This is a genomic window from Photorhabdus khanii NC19 (assembly GCF_000517265.1).
Classification (GTDB): Bacteria; Pseudomonadota; Gammaproteobacteria; order Enterobacterales; family Enterobacteriaceae; genus Photorhabdus; species Photorhabdus khanii.
The window spans coordinates 305,214-322,587 of record NZ_AYSJ01000013.1 but is presented as its reverse complement, the minus strand read 5'-3'; the positions used below and the strand labels follow the sequence as shown (position 1 = coordinate 322,587).

Annotated in this window: 17 protein-coding genes; 15 read left to right on the top strand and 2 right to left on the bottom strand. The window is 45.0% G+C overall.

Annotated elements, in window-relative coordinates; translation table 11 throughout:
• Positions 1–17: 17 nt before the first annotated feature.
• Complete coding sequence (gene hcaR / locus PTE_RS13420; RefSeq protein WP_036847330.1) at positions 18–896, bottom strand: DNA-binding transcriptional regulator HcaR; 879 nt, start codon at positions 894–896, stop codon at positions 18–20.
• Between the two features lie 136 nt (positions 897–1,032).
• Between hcaR and hcaE the strand changes: the two genes are divergently transcribed.
• Genes hcaE through hcaD form a run of 6 tightly spaced genes read left to right on the top strand, consistent with a single transcriptional unit; the run spans position 1,033 to position 6,206 of the window.
• On the top strand, positions 1,033–2,394 hold the full coding sequence (hcaE, locus tag PTE_RS13415; RefSeq protein ID WP_036847326.1) for a 3-phenylpropionate/cinnamic acid dioxygenase subunit alpha: 1,362 nt from the start codon (positions 1,033–1,035) through the stop codon (positions 2,392–2,394).
• Entirely contained in the window at positions 2,391–2,933 is a 543-nt protein-coding gene (gene hcaF, locus PTE_RS13410; protein WP_036847323.1) for a 3-phenylpropionate/cinnamic acid dioxygenase subunit beta, read from the top strand. Before hcaE ends, hcaF begins: the two co-directional genes overlap by 4 nt.
• Positions 2,933–3,250 (top strand): 3-phenylpropionate/cinnamic acid dioxygenase ferredoxin subunit, encoded by a 318-nt coding sequence (gene hcaC, locus PTE_RS13405; protein ID WP_036847320.1) that lies wholly within the window; start codon positions 2,933–2,935, stop codon positions 3,248–3,250. The genes hcaF and hcaC overlap by 1 nt, the downstream gene beginning before the upstream one ends.
• Positions 3,250–4,092 carry a 3-phenylpropionate-dihydrodiol/cinnamic acid-dihydrodiol dehydrogenase gene (gene hcaB, locus PTE_RS13400; RefSeq protein ID WP_036847317.1) on the top strand — a complete coding sequence of 281 codons (843 nt, stop codon included), beginning with the start codon at positions 3,250–3,252 and terminating at the stop codon, positions 4,090–4,092. The genes hcaC and hcaB overlap by 1 nt, the downstream gene beginning before the upstream one ends.
• On the top strand, positions 4,082–5,023 hold the full coding sequence (locus tag PTE_RS13395) for a 3-carboxyethylcatechol 2,3-dioxygenase (protein WP_036847314.1): 942 nt from the start codon (positions 4,082–4,084) through the stop codon (positions 5,021–5,023). The genes hcaB and PTE_RS13395 overlap by 11 nt, the downstream gene beginning before the upstream one ends.
• 13 nt (positions 5,024–5,036) lie before the next feature.
• Complete coding sequence (gene hcaD, locus PTE_RS13390) at positions 5,037–6,206, top strand: phenylpropionate dioxygenase ferredoxin reductase subunit (RefSeq protein WP_036847311.1); 1,170 nt, start codon at positions 5,037–5,039, stop codon at positions 6,204–6,206.
• 346 nt (positions 6,207–6,552) lie between these two features.
• Here the strand turns inward: hcaD and PTE_RS13385 are convergent, their stop codons facing one another.
• Positions 6,553–8,160 carry an ABC transporter substrate-binding protein gene (locus tag PTE_RS13385; protein ID WP_081738227.1) on the bottom strand — a complete coding sequence of 536 codons (1,608 nt, stop codon included), beginning with the start codon at positions 8,158–8,160 and terminating at the stop codon, positions 6,553–6,555.
• A gap of 308 nt (positions 8,161–8,468) precedes the next feature.
• Here PTE_RS13385 and PTE_RS13380 point away from each other — a divergent pair, with 308 nt between their 5' ends.
• From PTE_RS13380 to PTE_RS13340, 9 genes are all read left to right on the top strand, one after another.
• On the top strand, positions 8,469–9,899 hold the full coding sequence (locus PTE_RS13380; protein WP_036847306.1) for a gamma-aminobutyraldehyde dehydrogenase: 1,431 nt from the start codon (positions 8,469–8,471) through the stop codon (positions 9,897–9,899).
• Between the two features lie 15 nt (positions 9,900–9,914).
• Complete coding sequence (locus PTE_RS13375) at positions 9,915–10,688, top strand: nuclear transport factor 2 family protein (protein ID WP_036847303.1); 774 nt, start codon at positions 9,915–9,917, stop codon at positions 10,686–10,688.
• 109 nt (positions 10,689–10,797) lie between these two features.
• The gene (locus tag PTE_RS13370) at positions 10,798–12,075 is read left to right on the top strand and encodes a 4-aminobutyrate--2-oxoglutarate transaminase (protein ID WP_036848362.1); all 1,278 of its coding nucleotides are present in this window, start codon (positions 10,798–10,800) and stop codon (positions 12,073–12,075) included.
• A 33-nt stretch (positions 12,076–12,108) separates the two neighbouring features.
• Positions 12,109–12,477 carry a DUF805 domain-containing protein gene (locus PTE_RS13365; protein WP_036847300.1) on the top strand — a complete coding sequence of 123 codons (369 nt, stop codon included), beginning with the start codon at positions 12,109–12,111 and terminating at the stop codon, positions 12,475–12,477.
• Positions 12,478–12,534: 57 nt separating this feature from the next.
• The gene (locus PTE_RS13360; protein ID WP_036847297.1) at positions 12,535–14,076 is read left to right on the top strand and encodes an NAD(P)/FAD-dependent oxidoreductase; all 1,542 of its coding nucleotides are present in this window, start codon (positions 12,535–12,537) and stop codon (positions 14,074–14,076) included.
• Between the two features lie 387 nt (positions 14,077–14,463).
• The gene (locus PTE_RS13355) at positions 14,464–15,717 is read left to right on the top strand and encodes a beta-ketoacyl-[acyl-carrier-protein] synthase family protein (protein WP_241826172.1); all 1,254 of its coding nucleotides are present in this window, start codon (positions 14,464–14,466) and stop codon (positions 15,715–15,717) included.
• Between the two features lie 5 nt (positions 15,718–15,722).
• Positions 15,723–16,499: a hypothetical protein gene (locus tag PTE_RS13350; RefSeq protein ID WP_036847291.1), complete on the top strand. Its 777-nt coding sequence runs from the start codon at positions 15,723–15,725 to the stop codon at positions 16,497–16,499.
• Between the two features lie 12 nt (positions 16,500–16,511).
• Positions 16,512–16,757 (top strand): acyl carrier protein, encoded by a 246-nt coding sequence (locus tag PTE_RS13345; RefSeq protein ID WP_036847289.1) that lies wholly within the window; start codon positions 16,512–16,514, stop codon positions 16,755–16,757.
• Between the two features lie 55 nt (positions 16,758–16,812).
• Positions 16,813–17,373 carry a hypothetical protein gene (locus PTE_RS13340; protein WP_036847287.1) on the top strand — a complete coding sequence of 187 codons (561 nt, stop codon included), beginning with the start codon at positions 16,813–16,815 and terminating at the stop codon, positions 17,371–17,373.
• The last annotated feature ends 1 nt before the right edge of the window (position 17,374 follow it).

Sequence of the window (17,374 nt, the reverse complement as noted above, 5' to 3'; positions counted from 1 at the left end):
ACGATTATACTTAATTTCTATAGATATTTATTTTCAACAATATCTATTAAATGTGATAATAATTCTGATGTGTTGTCTTTTCGCCATGCCATTATTAACTCTATTGTTGGTGAGTATCCTGACAATGGCCGGCAAACAACAGCATCGGTCATGATGCTAGTAATATAGAATGGCACTATTGCACATCCTAAATTCAGGCTGACCATGTTTAAAATTAACAACATATTGTTAGCTGTTTGAATAATATTCGGGGAGACATTATGTTCAGCAAAATAATTTTCTATAATCTGTTGTAATATACCGGATTGTGTTGGATCAGGAATAATAAAGTTTTCACCATGTAGGTCTTCGACTGAAATTTTCTCACAATATCTTAGCCTATGATTAGCAGGCATAAGTACTACCAATGGTTCATTAAGAATAACTTTAAAATCAATATAATCGCTCTTTATCGGCGGACGCATAAAAGCGACATCAATATCACCTTGTAATAATTCTTCTTCTTGTCCTGGATTAAATAAACTAATAAGTTCTACTTTTGCTTCAGGATGAGAAAGACGAAACACCGGGATAACTTCAGGTAGAACTTTAACTTCTGCTGATGGAACGAACCCAATGGTCAGCACAATTTGTTCTTGTGCTGCTTTGCGTGCCATTTTTTTTGCTTTCTCTGCATTGTCAAGAATAATCCTGGCCTGTTGGAGAAAAACTTCCCCGGCTTTGGTTAAAGAAACTCTGCGTTTATTTCTTTCTAATAATGTAGATCCAATATAGTCTTCTAAATCTTTTATTTGCTGGCTTAATGAAGGTTGTGCGGTATGCAATTTTCTTGCGGCTTTAGTAAAGTTTAATTCTTCTGCTACTGCAATAAAGTATCGTAAGTGTCTTAATTCCATTGCCGTTTCCTCTACATATCGAAAAAAAGTCTCAATTTAAACAAACAATGTATTTCACAAATTATTAATCTATTAATAGCATTCATTTTGCATGTTGGCAAAAAGTCAACTTTTCATTTACATGAGGATCAATAATATGACATTGAGCAAAAACTCAGATATTTACCGCCTGATTGATGCCCGAGCCGGTCGTGTAACTCCTCAGATTTATATTGACCCTGAGCTCTATCAGTTAGAACTCGAAAGAATATTTGGTCGTTGTTGGCTCTTTTTGGCTCATCATAGCCAAATCCCACGTCCGGGAGATTTTTTTAATACTTATATGGGAGAGGACAGTGTTGTTGTTGTCCGGCAGAAAGAGGGTTCCGTTAAAGCTTTTCTAAATCAATGTCGTCACCGCTCAATGCGGGTTTGTTACGCGGATAGTGGTAATACCCGTGCGTTTACTTGTCCTTATCACGGTTGGTCATACGGTGTTGATGGGCGATTAGTTGACGTTCCATTGGAATCGTGCGCCTATCCACATGGGCTTTGCAAAGAGAAATGGGGACTTCAGGAAGTTCCGTGTGTGGAGAGTTATAAGGGTTTGATTTTCGGTAATTGGGATACGACAGCTCCCTCCTTGATTGATTATCTTGGTGATATGGCCTGGTATCTTGATGGTGTGCTTGACCGTCGCGAGGGAGGAACAGAAGTTATCGGCGGTGTGCAAAAGTGGGTCATCAACTGTAACTGGAAATTACCTGCTGAACAGTTTGCCGGCGATCAATACCACGCTTTATTTAGTCATGCCTCTGCTGTACAGGTTTTAGCTGTAAAAGAGGGCGATAATGAAAAAGCGTTAGGCGCTGGTCAGACTTCCCGGCCGGTCTGGGAAACGGCAAAAGATGCAGTGCAATTTGCTCAGAACGGTCACGGTAGTGGATTTTTCCTGACTGAAAAACCTGATGCCAACGTTTGGGTTGATGGTGCCGTCGCCCGTTACTACCGTGAAACCTACGCCGAAGCAGAACAGCGCCTGGGGAAAGTCAGGGCACTGCGTCTTGCGGGCCACAACAATATTTTTCCAACACTCTCCTGGCTTAACGGTACAGCGACGATGCGGGTATGGCATCCACGCGGACCAGACCAGGTGGAAGTATGGGCATTTTGCATTGCAGACAAAGCGGCTTCTCCAGAGGTAAAAGAGGCTTTTGAAAATAGTGCAACCCGTGCATTTGGTCCGGCAGGTTTTCTCGAACAGGATGATTCAGAAAATTGGGTGGAAATCCAGAAGGTACTCAGAGGCTACAAAGCCCGTAACAGCCCGTTGTGTATGGAAATGAGGCTGGGACAAGAAAGAGTGCGGGACGATGGTATTCCAGGCGTGACCAACTATGTTTTTTCCGAAACTGTCGCCCGTGGCATGTATCAACGCTGGGCTGATTTACTGACCAGTGAAACCTGGGATGAGATAGAGGAAAAAAGCCGGGCTTATCAGCAGGAGTTGGTCAAATGAAAGAGTTAATCGTCAATCAAGAAAAACGGGTATCGGTAGAGCTGCATTATGAAATAAGTCAGTTCTTGTACTACGAAATAGCGTTACTGGATGAGTGGAAATTTCGTGACTGGCTTGAACTGTTATCAGAAGATCTTAGTTATACCATGCGCACCATTGTTAACGCCCAAACCCGCGACCGCCGCAAAAGTATCCAGCCGCCAACCACTTGGTTATTCAATGATAATAAATTTCAGCTTGAACGCCGGATTGCCCGGTTAGAAACGGGTATGGCATGGGCAGAGGAACCGCCATCCCGTACTCGTCATCTACTGACAAACCTGGTGATTACTGAAACAGGTTTGCCAGACCAATTTCATGTTCAGTCCAATTATCTGCTGTATCGTTCACAAAAAGAGAAAGATGAAGCTTTTTATGTCGGTAAGCGGTTGGATTATGTTCGCCGCAATCTGAATACGGGTAGCTGGCTGGTTTGCAGACGTGAAATTACTCTGGATCAAGCCGTCTTAACTTTCCATAACCTGAGTGTCTTATTCTGATGAGCCAGTTATTTGCATGTACTGTTGAAGAATTGCCCGATGGGGAAGCGCGTAAGGTGGAATACACACCGGATATTGCGCTGTTTCACTATAACGGCGAATTCTTTGCTGTTGATGACCGGTGCAGCCACGGTAATGCCTCTATATCCGAAGGGTATCTGGAAGACAATGCGACAGTTGAGTGCCCACTGCATACGGCCAGTTTTTGTCTTAGAACCGGGAGGGCGCTTTGTCTTCCTGCGACAGATCCATTGAAGACGTACCCTGTTGTTGTCGAAGGTGGAAAAATTTACATCACTGTTTCGGAGGAGCAATAATGAGTTGGATGAAAGATCAAGTCATTTTATTAACAGGTGGTGGCTCCGGTTTAGGTTTGGCTTTAGTGGAACGTTTTATTGCGGAAGGTGCCAAAGTTGGCGTATTGGAGTTATCTGCGGAAAAAGTGACAGCGCTGGTGCACTGTTTTGGCAAAGATATCTGTGTTATTCAGGGGAATGTCACCTCTTTTGCAGACAATGAACGGGCAGTTGCAGAAACTGTTCGATGTTTTGGTAAGTTGGATTGCTTTATCGGTAATGCCGGGCTCTGGGATCACAAAACCAGCCTGCTTGATGCGTCAGCAGAACAGATTGACAAAGGATTTGATGAACTGATGGGGGTTAACCTGAAAGGGTACATTCTGGGGGCCAAAGCGGCATTACCTGCGCTAACAGCATCAGAAGGTAGTATGATTTTTACGTTGTCGAGTTCATCATGGTTTTCTGGTGGTGGCGGTGTGTTGTATACCGCCAGCAAGCATGGCGCAGTCGGGATGATCCGCCAGTTAGCGTATGAACTGGCACCGGTTATCAGAGTTAATGGTGTCGCGCCGTGTGGCATGCCAAGTGATCTCCGTGGCCCGGCTACATTATCCCAGCAGGATAAATGCATCACAGACAGTCTGCCGCTGGAAAGTATTGGTGCAGCATTACCTTTGCAATTCACGCCTCAGCCGGAAGACTTCACCGGCCCATATGTCATGCTCGCTTCTCGTGCAAACAACCGTACCTTAACCGGTGTCATGATAACGGCTGATGCCGGGTTAAGTATTCGCGGGGTTCGCCGGATCACTGCGGGGATCATGTCACCGGATAAAAAGGGGAATTCAGATGACCATTAAATTGATCTGTACTTCACACACGCCTTTGATGGATTTTTGTTCTCCACCTGGAACGACAGAAAAGCATGTTCGGCAGGTTTTTCAACAATTGGCTGAACAGGTGAAAGCATATGATCCAGAATTGATAGTGATTTTCGCCCCTGACCATTTCAATGGTTTTTTTTATGACCTGATGCCGGCATTTTGTGTTGGGGTCAGAGCGAATGCTGTGGGGGACTGGGATATTGGCAAAGGTCCACTCAATGTGCCTGAAAACACCGCGAAGGATCTCATTTCTGCTTTATATGACACCGGTATTGATGTTGCACAATCCTGGCGTATGCAGGCTGATCATGGTTTTGTTCAACCTTTGATGTTGCTTTGCCAGGATTTACAGCGCTATCCGACTCTCCCAGTCTTTATTAACTGTGCCGCCAGTCCATTACCGACATGCCGCCGTACCGTTGCGCTTGGTCGTGCGATTGGACAATTCTTGTTTAAAACAGATCAGCGGGTATTGTTGTTGGGTTCTGGTGGTTTATCACATGATCCACCAATATCGCAGATTGGACAGGTACCGCCGGAAGTTGAAGAGGGCTTGATTGCCGGGAGAAATCCGACAAAAGAAGCGCGTCAAAGACGGCAAGGCCGGGTGATTGCGGTTGGAGAATCGTTGGCGCGTGGTGAAAATGTTGTTGCGCCGTTGAATCCTCAGTGGGATGAAGAACTGTTGAGTATTTTTTGCAGTGGCGATATACGGCGCCTTGCTTCATTAACGAATGGCGGGATCGCTATTCAGGGCGGTAAGGGAGGACAGGAAATCCGCTGTTGGATTGCCGCTTTTGCAGCACTTTCTGTTTATGGCGAATATAAAGCCCAACGTCATTATTACCAACCTATTAAGGAATGGCTGGCTGGAATGGCAATGGTCAGTGCTCAACCTGTGAATTAGATGGGGGCATAATATGCGAGATCAGACTTTTATTATTGTCGGAGCAGGGCAAGCGGGGGCGATGGCCGCCGCAACCTTAAGGCAGCAACAGTTTGATGGCGATATTATTTTAATTGGTAAAGAATATCATGCACCTTATGAGCGGCCTATTTTATCAAAAGAGTATTTAATGAACCCGGAGGAAGAACCGAAATATTTGTTCTCCGAAGATTTCTATCTGAAAAATCGGATAGATTTACGCATGGGTCAGCCGGTCAGTCGTATTATTCCCGCGGAACATTGCGTCGTTTTGGAAGATGGCAACAAGCTCAGGTATGACAAACTCCTGCTCGCGATGGGGGCAAGAGCCAAGCGGTTTCCGTTACTTGATCAACTCGGTGAGAATGTTTATACCCTGAGAACACTGGATGATGCGCAACGCTTACGCCAGGCGGTGAAAGAAGGTAAACGGGTTTTGATTGTCGGTGGAGGTGTTATTGGTCTGGAACTGGCGGCAACCTCCTGTGAAATGGGCGCGAATGTGACGGTTATCGAACAGGCGGATAACATCATGGGGCGTTGTGCACCTCCGTTGTTGCAGGATTATCTTTTAAATCGCCATCAGGAAAAAGGGGTGCAATTCTTCCTTGATATCAATATTGTTTCCGCACAAAGGCAGGAGAATGAATTAGTGCTTATACTGAACACCGGAGAAGAGGTGATCGGAGATATTATTATTTATGGTATCGGTGCGGAATTCAGGGACAAGCTCGCTGCTGATGCCGGATTGGTTACTAATGGTGGCATAGTCATTGACAGCTGTTGCCAGACGTCTGAACCGGATATTTTTGCTGCCGGGGATGTTTGCCTTCAGAAAGAGCCAATAACTGGGGATCTCCAACGTCGTGAAACCTGGGAAAATGCTAACCGTCAGGCAACTATCGCCGCACATGCAATGATGGGACTGAAGCCTCCACAGCCAAGTGTTCCGTGGTTTTGGACAGATCAATGGGGCATTAACATTCAGATGGTTGGCAAAATGCAGGCTGAGGAGTGGCATATCCAAGGTGATCTGCAATCAGATAAAGCCATTTTATTGGGTACAGAGAATGAAGTTTTAGTGGGTGCTGTCGCGATTAATCAGGGAAGAGAAATGCGGAATTTACGGAAATTACTCTCTAATCCTATGGCGATTGAGGTGTAGCGTTTGAACACGTTAATTTTATAGAGATAGACGGGTGATGAACTGTTTTATTATCGAATATCGGTGGCTGTCCAAGTGGTCACCGATAGTCATTACATGGAATCTATTTGCCATAAACTAAGCCCACTGTTCACCAGAGAAATGATCAACGGAATGATTGATGAAACCATAGAAAACGTCTCTATCTGGAGGAAGCTTGCCGTTGAAGTTGGTGTACCAGGTTCATTGATTAAGGAAGTCGACTCAAATTTGAGATTAAATATCTAATATTACGGTTCAAAACGAATCAAACTGTTTTAAACCGTAATATTTATTTAAGTAATGCAATAAGTTAAATACTATCTTATTAATGTTCAATAATATAAAGATCTTTCAATGATATAAAACCAAGCGGGCTGATATAATATCCGCCAATATAAGGTTTTACTAGTCTGGCACTAACATAGTAATAAATAGGAATTGACGGTACATCTCTTGTAAGAATATCTTGTGCTTGCTGGAAATATTTCATATCGTTTGTTGTTTTGGCTTTTTTCATCAGATCATCGTAAATATTATTACTATATAATGATGTATTATTAGAGCTGTTGGTTACAAAATTATTTAAAAATGAGGCGGGATGATCATAATCAGCTGTCCATGCATATCTCACCACATCAAAATTACTTTGATGCATTGTGTCTAGCATTGTTTTCCATTCTTGATTCTGTAAGATAGCATCTACGCCCAGATTTTTCTTCCACATTGAAGATACGGCAATAGCAATCCTTGTATGACCTTCTGATGTATTATAAAGAAGATTAAATTTTAGAGGATTATTTCTGTTATAACCCGCTTCATTCAATAATTTCCTGGCTTTTTCAATTCTTTTCGCCAGTGTCCATGATGCATAATCTGGTTGTTTTAAATTCATTCCTCCGGTATTCGGTGGGGTATTATTATAAGCGGCTTTTTGACCTTGACCTAATACCTTATCTGAAATGATGGTTTTATCTAAAGCCAAATTTAATGCCTGTCTGACTCTGATATCATTAAAAGGTGCTTTTTGGGTATTAAATTCGTAATAATAAACACCTAATTTAGGCGAAATGTGAACCTGGCTACCTAACTTAGTTTTTAAGGAGTTAAATGAAATTGATGGGATACTTTTCGTTATATCTATTTCCCCTGCTAAATAACGATTCACCACTGCTGTTTCTGACGTGACGGCAAGATAGGTGACTTTATTAATAACGGTATGTGCATTATCCCAATATTGTGGATTTCTGATACCAATGACTTTTTCATTGACGATCCATTCAGCCAGTTTAAACGGGCCACTACTGACAAACACATTCGGTTGAGTCCATTTCTCACCATATTTTTCAACCGCTTTTTGGCTGATAGGCACCATTACCGGATGTGCCACCATCTGTAAGAAATAGGATAGCGGCTGTTCTAATGTCACTTCTACCGTCATGTCATCCAGTGCTTTAACACCTAGTGCATCGACTTTTTTCTTTCCGGCAAGAATATCTTTGGCGTTGGTTATATACATGTTTTCAATATAGCTGCCATATGGAGATGCCATTTGGGGATCAATTAAACGTCGCCAACTAAAAACCACATCATGGGCAGTAATAGGAGAACCATCAGACCATTTTATTCCTTCTCTTAAATGAAATAACCACACTTTATTATCTTTGGTTTCCCAACTGACGGCTAAATCGGGATTTAACTTACCATCAATGCCTGTGTCAATTAATCCACTAAAGAAGTCGTGAATAATATCAAATTCAACATCACTTTCAACTTTATGGACATCAAGAGACGCAGGTTCTGAACCATTATGAAGAACAATATCCTGATTAATTGCCAGTTTTGTACCAGGTGGAATAATTGCCGCATGAGATAATGTCAAGCTTCCAAATATAATTCCTGTGAATAAAAATATATTTTTTATTGTCTTTTTCATCGTGATTTCTCCAATAAGGCTTCGTTTTTTAATATTGATGTTGCAAGTTGAGCAATATCTGATATTGGCTCGATTGTAAATAACCCTGCCGAGGAATAGCCCCCGAATTTTTTCTTCCGGTTAAAAAAATCTTAGATCCTGCTCACAGATCAGCATATTTTCCTGAACAGAAATGTCGAAAGTTACATCTATGTATCTAATTATTCTTTTATTCTTTTTTTTAGTTGAAAAATTAACATCTATATAGCAATTGAATATATTAAGTTATAGGTTATATTTTATATTATCCAATCCATCAGGAGATAACCATGGCGGTAACAACGCTCAGGCATTTCATTAATAGTCAGTATGTTGAATCTAAAAGTTCCGAATATTTTGACCTGGTAAGCCCGGTCACGGGTGAAGCCTATGCACGTTCTCCTAACGCGACTATAGCGGATGTTGATGAAGCTTATGCATCGGCTAAAGAGGCGTTCAAGATCTGGGGGCGCAGCACACCGTCAGCACGTCAGCAGGCGTTGCTGGCATTAGCCGATGCGGTGGAAAAAAACGCTGAACGTCTGATCGAAGCGCAAAGCCGCAATACGGGGCAGCTCAAGCATCTGATTGCCTCTGAGGAAGTTGCGACGTCAGTGGATCATATCCGTTTCTTCGCTGGTGCCGCCCGTTTTCTGGAAGGCAAAGCGACGGCTGAATATCTTCCTGATATGACGACCAGCATCCGGCGCGAACCACTGGGCGTGGTGGGGCAAGTTACACCGTGGAACTACCCGCTGATGATGGCAGTATGGAAGATAGCGCCTGCGCTGGCAGCGGGCAATACTGTGGTACTCAAACCGAGCGATACCACGCCGGAAAGTACTCTGTTGCTGGCTGAACTGGCCGCTCCGTTCTTCCCTGTAGGTGCATTCAACGTGGTGTTGGGTAATGCCAGTGCGGGTGCTCTGGTCGTTTCACACAAAACGCCGGCTATGGTTTCCATCACGGGTTCCGTGCGTGCAGGTTTGCAGGTTGCCTCTTCGGCGGCGGCTAATCTCACCAGAGCACATTTAGAGCTAGGCGGCAAAGCGCCGGTGGTTGTTTTCGCCGATGCAGATATGGATAAAGCGGTGGAAACCATAGCTACCGCGGGGTACTTCAATGCGGGTCAGGATTGTACGGCAGCCTCGCGTGTGCTGGTGCATGAATCTGTTTACGATACCTTCGTCGCCAAACTGGTGGCGGCAGCTAAAGCTACCCGTTTTGGCTATCCGGAAGATGAAGCGGCGCTGTACGGGCCGCTTAATAATGCTCGTCAGTTGGAACAGGTCAAAGGGTTCATTGCGCGTCTGCCCGCTTATGCCCGTATCGAAACAGGAGGCCGTCAGGCCGAACGTTCGGGTTATTACTTTGAACCTACGGTAATTACCGGTCTGAAACAGCACGATGAAGCAATCCAGACCGAGATTTTCGGCCCGGTTATCACGGTGCAGAAGTTCCGCGATGAACAGGATGCCATAGAGAAAGCTAACGACGTGAAATACGGACTGGCCTCCAGTGTCTGGACTCGCGATCATGGCCGCGCGTTGCGTTTGTCACGTGAACTCGATTTCGGTACCGTCTGGATTAACACCCATATTCCTCTTACGGCAGAAGCGCCGCACGGCGGCTTCAAGAGTTCTGGATATGGTAAAGATCTGTCGACTTATGGCTTCGATGAATATACGCGTATCAAACACGTGATGAGTTCCAACGACTGACACAGGACATCCGTCATGATTCAGAATAGATCTCCACGCGACTTGGTGTCGCGTGCGCACCATGAGTTGTTTACTGACCGTGATGTAGGGGCGCTTGAGCGTTATTTTGCGCCGCATTTCATCGAACATTCCCCGTTGGTCAAAGAGGGTCTTGCCGGATTGCGTGAGTTGGTCCGGACACATCCTGAACTGCATCACGAAACGTATCGTGTACTGCAAGATGGTGATCTGGTCGCCATCCACGGTCGTTTTACGGGATTAGACGACCGGCCGCTGGTCGGTTTCGATCTGTACCGGGTTGCCGACGGCTTAATCGTAGAACACTGGGACGGCCTGGTACCCCAGGCCGAACCCAACGCCAGTGGCCGGACTCAATTAGACGGCCCGACTGAAGCAGGTCATGGTCATGACCGGGAGAAGAATCGCGAGCTGGTGGTCAACTTTTTCACACGTACCCTGATCGAGGGCCACTACGAAGAGTTTGTGAACTACACCAATGGTGAATTGTTTCGCCAGCACAGCCCCGATATTCCCGATGGTACGGCTGCGGTCATTTCGTTTCTTAAGCAACTCAGGGATGAAGGGCAGGGTCTGCATTACGCCAAAATTCACCGTACGGTAGCCGATGGGCAGTTTGTTCTGACCCATTCGGAGGGGAGTATCGCCGGAGCGCGTCACAGTTACTTCGAGCTATGGCGCATTGAAAATGGCGAAGTGGTTGAACTTTGGGATGCTATCACCCCGGTACCGGAGGATGCGAAAGCGCTGCATCGCCACGGCATTTTTTAACGTTGAACGATACCCGGCGCGGATGGCATGGCGGTAGTTGGGAACTGTTCACATCGGGCGTCTGCCTGCTGAAGCCCGTTTATTTCAGATTGCTGAGGAGTTTTCATTTATGACTGAATCTATGTTAGCCAAAAGACGCCGCGCGGCGATTGCAAAAGGCGTGGGCGTGACTACACAAGTTTATGCGGAGCGTGCGGAAAACGCTGAAATTTGGGACGTTCAGGGGCAACGTTATATCGATTTTGCCGCCGGTATCGCCGTGGTGAATACCGGCCACCGCCATCCGCGCGTCATCGCGGCAGCCAGAGAACAACTGGAACAATTTACCCACACCTGTCATCAGGTAGTGCCCTACGAAAATTATGTGGCGTTGGCCGAACGTTTGAACCACCTGGTGCCTGGTAATTTTGCGAAGAAGACTGTTTTTGTCACTACCGGGGCCGAGGCGGTGGAAAATGCCGTGAAGATTGCGCGTGCCGCTACCGGGCGCAGTGGCGTGGTCGCTTTCAGCGGCGCTTTCCATGGACGTACCTTCCTCGGTATGTCATTAACCGGCAAAGTTGCTCCGTACAAAATGGGGTTCGGCCCGCTGGTTAGCGACGTTTACCGTGTTCCGTTTCCGATCGGGCTGCATGGCATTAGTGTGGAACAAACGCTGAATGCGCTGGAAAATCTCTTTAAAGCCGACATTGAGCCTACGCGCGTCGCTGCCATCATCATCGAACCGGTACAGGGCGAAGGCGGTTTCTATCCTGCGCCTCCTGAGCTGCTCAAAGCTCTGCGTGAGATCGCCGATTGCCACGGCATTGTACTGATCGCCGATGAGATCCAGACCGGTTTCGCGCGTACGGGCAAACTGTTTGCCATGGAGTATCATGAGATTACTGCCGATCTGACCACGATGGCGAAAGGTCTGGCGGGCGGTTTGCCGCTGGCGGCTGTGACGGGACGTGCCGAGTTGATGGACGCTGTCGTGCCTGGTGGTCTGGGGGGAACCTATGGTGGTAACCCGGTGGCGATTGCGGCCGCCCATGCGGTGCTGGATGTGATCGAAGAAGAGAAGCTGAATGCGCGGGCGACGCAGCTGGGAGACCAGCTAAAACAGCGTCTGCATAAACTGCGACCGCGTATCCCGCAGATCGCCGACGTGCGTGGGCTCGGGCTGATGATTGCGGTGGAGTTTAACCGTGCGGACAGTCAGGAACCCGATGCCGGCTTTACCAACGCGGTACGTCAGAAAGCGCTGGAGCGTGGTCTGATCCTGCTGATATGCGGTGTACACGGCAACGTGATTCGTTTCCTTCCGCCGCTGACCATACAAAATAACGTTTTTGACGAAGCGCTCAACATTCTGGAGTCGGTGTTGCTCGATCTGACTGAACAGTAGATAGAACCTGCTGCCTCATAAGAGGGGATAACAATGCACTGGTATTTAAATGTATTAAAGAACTATGCATGCTTCAGGGGGCGAGCCCGGCGTAAGGAATTCTGGTATTTTGTTCTGTTCCAGATCCTGGCTGTATTTATTATCTCTTTCCTTGAACGCTACTTTGCCGTTGCCAATCCTGAAATTTATATGGGCTGGTTCAGCGCTGTCTATCTGCTGCTCACATTTTTGCCCGCGCTAGCTGTGAATGCCCGCCGCCTGCACGACATCAACTGTAGCGCTTGGTGGTTACTGCTGCATCTCATACCGTTTATCGGCACTGCTACCTTGCTGATTCTCGCCGGTCTGAAAGGGAGCTCTGGCAGCAATAAATACAGCTCAGATAGCCGTACTCACTCATAGGAAAACTCTCCAGACCAGGCCAGCGAGTGATTTCAAGATCATGACAGGAGTGCTGAAATGACAATGAATAGAAGAGACTTTATCTCTACCGTCGCGACGCTAGCGGGGGCAGGAGTGCTTTCATCTGTACTTCCTAACTTATCCTTGCTCGCCCAGACCTTAACCGCGGCCGATGCTCGGGCCGTCAATGTTGATAAGCTCCGGCCGACGCTGTTGGAGGATGCGCAGCACAGAGCCAGCCGGTTGGGGCTGGATCCGCGCATCTGGAACTGGCATAAAGACGCTGCTGCTGACGCCATGCCGGCCAACTATTATGAAGCATCTCTGGCTGACTGGTCAGCTTTTGGAAGCCTGCCTGGAGACCAGAACTGCGAGGTTGTGGTCATCGGCGGTGGATTGCTGGGTGTTTCCACGGCATTGCATCTTGCTGAAGCGGGTGTGGACGTGATTCTAGTTGAAAAGGATAACATTGGTTCAGGCGCTTCTGGCCGTAACGGGGGACAGATGACCCCCGGACTCGCACGCTGGGAAGCTGAAACCATGCTGGAAAAACTTTCGTCCGATGAGGCAAAACGCCTATGGCGTTTTGCCTCTGTTGAAGCGATGAATCTCGTGGATGAACTCCGTGAGCGTTACAGTTTCGAATGTGACCGCAAATATGGTCATATCACTGTTGCGGTGCACGCAGGCCACATGGGGCCGCTGGTGGCTAATGCTGACGCCCGGCGCCAAATGGGAGATACAGCAATGAAGGTTATCGGACCGCACGAATTGCAGGAAGAGTATGTGCGTTCGGGCATCTACCATGGAGCAAATATCGACAGTATCGGTGGGCAGATCCAGCCTCTGGCGCTGTTGCGTGGCCTGGTTTATGGTTTCGCCAGACTGGGTGGGCGAATCTATGACAGTACGAAAGTGAAGGGCTTCAGGCAGGATGCTGGTGGCACAGTCGTAGAAACTGAGCGGGGGGCTATCAGGGCAAGTAAAGCCGTGGTGCTGGGTGTGCATAGCTCCACGGGTGAGTTTATCTCCGGTCCTTCCACCACGGTGCCTTTTTTCTCCTACGTAGCGGTAACGCCGCCGTTGCCGGTGGATGTCAAAGAGCTGATCCCGTCAGATCTGCCGGTCTACGATACACAGTTACAGGTTGACTACTATCGTGCGGTGCGCAATAACCGCCTGTTGTTTGGTGGACAGGGTACTGGCAACTCCTGGTCACCGCGTGATGTGAACAACTATCTGCTTGGGCGTATCAGAACCGTGTTCCCGCAGCTGGAAAAAAACGAACTAGAATATTCCTGGGGCGGGATCAGCGATCTGACCCTGAACGGTGCTCCCGATGCCCGCAAGAGCGGCGACAGCGTACCCGTGTATATGGTACATGGCTGGAGTGGTCATGGCGTGGCGCAGACGGTGCGCATTGGCAAAGCTATCAGCGACGATCTTACCGGACGCAACGACGACTTTACCATGCTTACCTGCATCGACCACGCGAGTATTCCGCTGGGCTCCTATCTCTCTCCAGTAGCCATTCCGTTGGCTAAGGGTGTTTTGGGAGTGATAAGCACGTTTAATCCGGCAGAGATGGTTTCGTTCTGAGCAGTACTATGCAAGGCTCTAGTTCGTTGCGTGACATTGGTTAGTGATGAAAATATGCGGTAGGGAAATGCTCTTTAATTAAACAGAATAATTAATTTATGATAAATAAATTATAAGAATTTAGAATGATATTCTGGCTGAATATTATTCTGATTAATAATCTTATTATATTAAAATGACAATATATTTATTGGTGGATATTTATTATTGCTTTTATCACTGGAAGGAAATAATTTATCAATTCATCTTGCATAATTCACATAATAGAAATTCTATTGGCCGAAATATTGAAAATACTTATTTATGATTATGGTGATATATCTTGATTAGCCTACTTTTATAACTAGAAAATTGACATTCTCAATCCATGTATGAATGGTAACCAATATGCAGAGAACCCAAAGAGTTGTTATTACCGGTATGGGGACCGTAACACCGATTGGTGAAGATGTTGAATCGTGTTGGCAAAGTATTATCGAGAAACGACATCAATTTCACAGAATTGAATTTCCTAACTCATTTATTAATTCACGTTTCTTTTCTTTCCTTGAATCAAATCCATCACGCTATCAGCTCTTGCCGAAAAAGTTAACGCATATGCTTTCTGATTGTGGAAAAATAGCGTTGAAAGCCACTCATCAGGCTTTCGCGCAAGCATTTGGCGCAAATGTATCTCCGGTTGAATATTATGATAAATACGAATGTGGGATAATTCTTGGCAGTGGTTGGGGTGCTATCGATAGTGTCGGAGATTATGCTTGTCAATATAAGGAAGTAAAATTAGCTCATCCCATGAGCAATCTTATCACTATGCCAAGTTCCATGACGGCGGCATGCTCGATCATGTATGGATTACGTGGTTACCAGAATACCATTATGGCGGCATGCGCAACGGGAACAATGGCGATAGGAGATGCATTTGAAATTATTCGCTCAGGGCGTGCAAAATGTATGATTGCCGGAGCAGCTGAATCACTTACCCGGGAATGTCATGTTTGGAGCATAGATGTACTCAATGCATTATCGAAAGAGCAAACGGACCCGAATCTTGCATGCTGTCCATTTAGTCTTGATCGCTCCGGGTTTGTTCTGGCGGAAGGCGCGGCTGTGGTTTGTCTGGAAGATTATGATTCGGCGGTGGCACGTGGCGCGGTTATTTTGGCGGAAATTAAAGGTTACGCTCAATATTCAGATGCCGCCAATTTAACCCGGCCAACAGAAGATATTGAACCTAAGATATTAGCAATAACTAAAGCCATTGAGCAGGCACAAATTTCGCCGGAAGATATTGACTACGTTAATGCTCATGGCACATCTACACTTTTAAATGATCTTTATGAAACACAATCAATTAAAGCCGCATTGGGCCGATATGCTTATCAGGTACCCATATCAAGTACAAAATCTTATACAGGTCACCTTATTGCTGCCGCAGGTAGTTTTGAAACCATTGTTTGTGTGAAAGCCCTGGCTGAAAATTGTTTACCGGCAACATTGAATTTGCATCGGGCTGATCCAGATTGCGACCTTAATTATTTACCTAATCAACATTGTTATACGGCTCAACCAGAAGTGACTCTTAATATCAGTGCAGGTTTTGGGGGGCATAACGCGGCATTGGTTATCTCTAAGGTAAGGTGATCGAAATGTTGATTTTTGGAATAGAAGATATTAAACACTGGTCGAACTTCTCTGGGGATTTTAACCCCATTCATTATCCAGAGAAAAGCGAGTCTTTGCACAATATGCAGCAATATCCGGTACAAGGCATGTTGAGTCTTCTTTATGTACGGCAACAATTTGCTCAATTATTTTCAGCTTTTTCCGCTGAGGTACTGAATATTGATGCTTTATTCCGTCAATATGTTTATACCGCATTACCACATCAACTGAACATTGATGCTAAAAGCAAAACGTTTAAACTGGAAAATCCATGCAGGAAAAGCACATTGTCCGGCAATACCCGTGTAGAGAATACAGTGGCATCAATTGAAGATTGGGTCATTCAGGATAACTGTCAAAAGCTAACGATAACCGAGAGAGATATTTATAAAAAACATGTCATCTTTAAACATTATTTTCCCAGTGTTACTTCTGTTGGGTGGTTTCTGGATGCGCTTGCATTTCATTTTGTCATTAATTCGACAAGTTTTCTTAATTTTGAACACTACCACTTTAATCAATTAAACGATTATTTGAACCGATCTTTTACTTTACATACCGGGCAAGGGATAAAGATTAAGAAAACGGTTGTTTATAGCACAGAATTACTGTCTTCGCCGAATATTTGTATTGAATTAAACCCTCCATTATTGATTAAAAATGGTCCTAAAGACTATGTCCGTATTTTTCATTATCGATGTTTATATAATGAAAATCCTATTTTTGTTTCAAAGATTTCAATTATCTCTAAAATGGAATAAAAGGAATGAAGAATGCCTACACAAAGTGACATTTTTACTGAGGTAAAAAATAGAATATTAATGATGAAAGATATAGAAGAGACAGAAATAACACCAGAATCCTCTTTTGTTTCGCTTAAATTTGATAGTCTTGACTATGTGGAAATTCAAGTGTTTATATTGGAGATATATCGAATTAGTATTAAAGCCGAACTTTTTTCAAATCATTCTATTTTAACATTAAATGAACTTACTCATTATGTAAAATCACAGTTATAGTTTGAGTTTTTACTTAATACTATTTTTTACTACCACTAATATTTAAGGAGTTATAATGAATATTATAGAAAAAAGTAAATTTTCTGCTCTATATTCCGGATATTCAGAAACAGAAGGTTCTTCGTGGGTTGGGAATCTGTGTTACTTCTCAGCTGGTTTGGAGCACCTGCCTATTATTGTTAATAAGCGTCGTTTCTTGATTGAATTTGTTATTCCAAAACATTTATTTGATCCAACCGTTGAACCTAGAGTATTTGATCTGGATATAAATAAACAGTTTTTACTTCGTCGTGACCATCGAGAAATAAACCTTTATAGTTTAGGTGAAGGTAATTATATGGATAGGACAACAACAGATAGAAAACTGTTCGAATTAGATGAAGATAGTGCGCTATTTATTAAAACGTTACGTCAAGCACTTTGTAAATATGTTTCTATCACGCCCTCAACCACTCAATTCGTCTTTTTTGCGCAAGGAAAATACAGCGAATTTATTATGAATGCCCTGAAAGAATTTAATGACGAATTATCAAGGCATTATCGCATTAGAATTATCCCTGAGCTACAAGGGCCATTCTATGGCTTTGAACTTGATATTATTTCTATTACAGCCTAAT

Coding starts and splice junctions, on each gene's coding strand:
- hcaR (WP_036847330.1), bottom strand. CDS start 896: ATGGAATTAAGACACTTACGATACTTTATTGCAGTAGCAGAAGAATTA.
- hcaE (WP_036847326.1), top strand. CDS start 1,033: ATGACATTGAGCAAAAACTCAGATATTTACCGCCTGATTGATGCCCGA.
- hcaF (WP_036847323.1), top strand. CDS start 2,391: ATGAAAGAGTTAATCGTCAATCAAGAAAAACGGGTATCGGTAGAGCTG.
- hcaC (WP_036847320.1), top strand. CDS start 2,933: ATGAGCCAGTTATTTGCATGTACTGTTGAAGAATTGCCCGATGGGGAA.
- hcaB (WP_036847317.1), top strand. CDS start 3,250: ATGAGTTGGATGAAAGATCAAGTCATTTTATTAACAGGTGGTGGCTCC.
- PTE_RS13395 (WP_036847314.1), top strand. CDS start 4,082: ATGACCATTAAATTGATCTGTACTTCACACACGCCTTTGATGGATTTT.
- hcaD (WP_036847311.1), top strand. CDS start 5,037: ATGCGAGATCAGACTTTTATTATTGTCGGAGCAGGGCAAGCGGGGGCG.
- PTE_RS13385 (WP_081738227.1), bottom strand. CDS start 8,160: ATGAAAAAGACAATAAAAAATATATTTTTATTCACAGGAATTATATTT.
- PTE_RS13380 (WP_036847306.1), top strand. CDS start 8,469: ATGGCGGTAACAACGCTCAGGCATTTCATTAATAGTCAGTATGTTGAA.
- PTE_RS13375 (WP_036847303.1), top strand. CDS start 9,915: ATGATTCAGAATAGATCTCCACGCGACTTGGTGTCGCGTGCGCACCAT.
- PTE_RS13370 (WP_036848362.1), top strand. CDS start 10,798: ATGACTGAATCTATGTTAGCCAAAAGACGCCGCGCGGCGATTGCAAAA.
- PTE_RS13365 (WP_036847300.1), top strand. CDS start 12,109: ATGCACTGGTATTTAAATGTATTAAAGAACTATGCATGCTTCAGGGGG.
- PTE_RS13360 (WP_036847297.1), top strand. CDS start 12,535: ATGACAATGAATAGAAGAGACTTTATCTCTACCGTCGCGACGCTAGCG.
- PTE_RS13355 (WP_241826172.1), top strand. CDS start 14,464: ATGCAGAGAACCCAAAGAGTTGTTATTACCGGTATGGGGACCGTAACA.
- PTE_RS13350 (WP_036847291.1), top strand. CDS start 15,723: ATGTTGATTTTTGGAATAGAAGATATTAAACACTGGTCGAACTTCTCT.
- PTE_RS13345 (WP_036847289.1), top strand. CDS start 16,512: ATGCCTACACAAAGTGACATTTTTACTGAGGTAAAAAATAGAATATTA.
- PTE_RS13340 (WP_036847287.1), top strand. CDS start 16,813: ATGAATATTATAGAAAAAAGTAAATTTTCTGCTCTATATTCCGGATAT.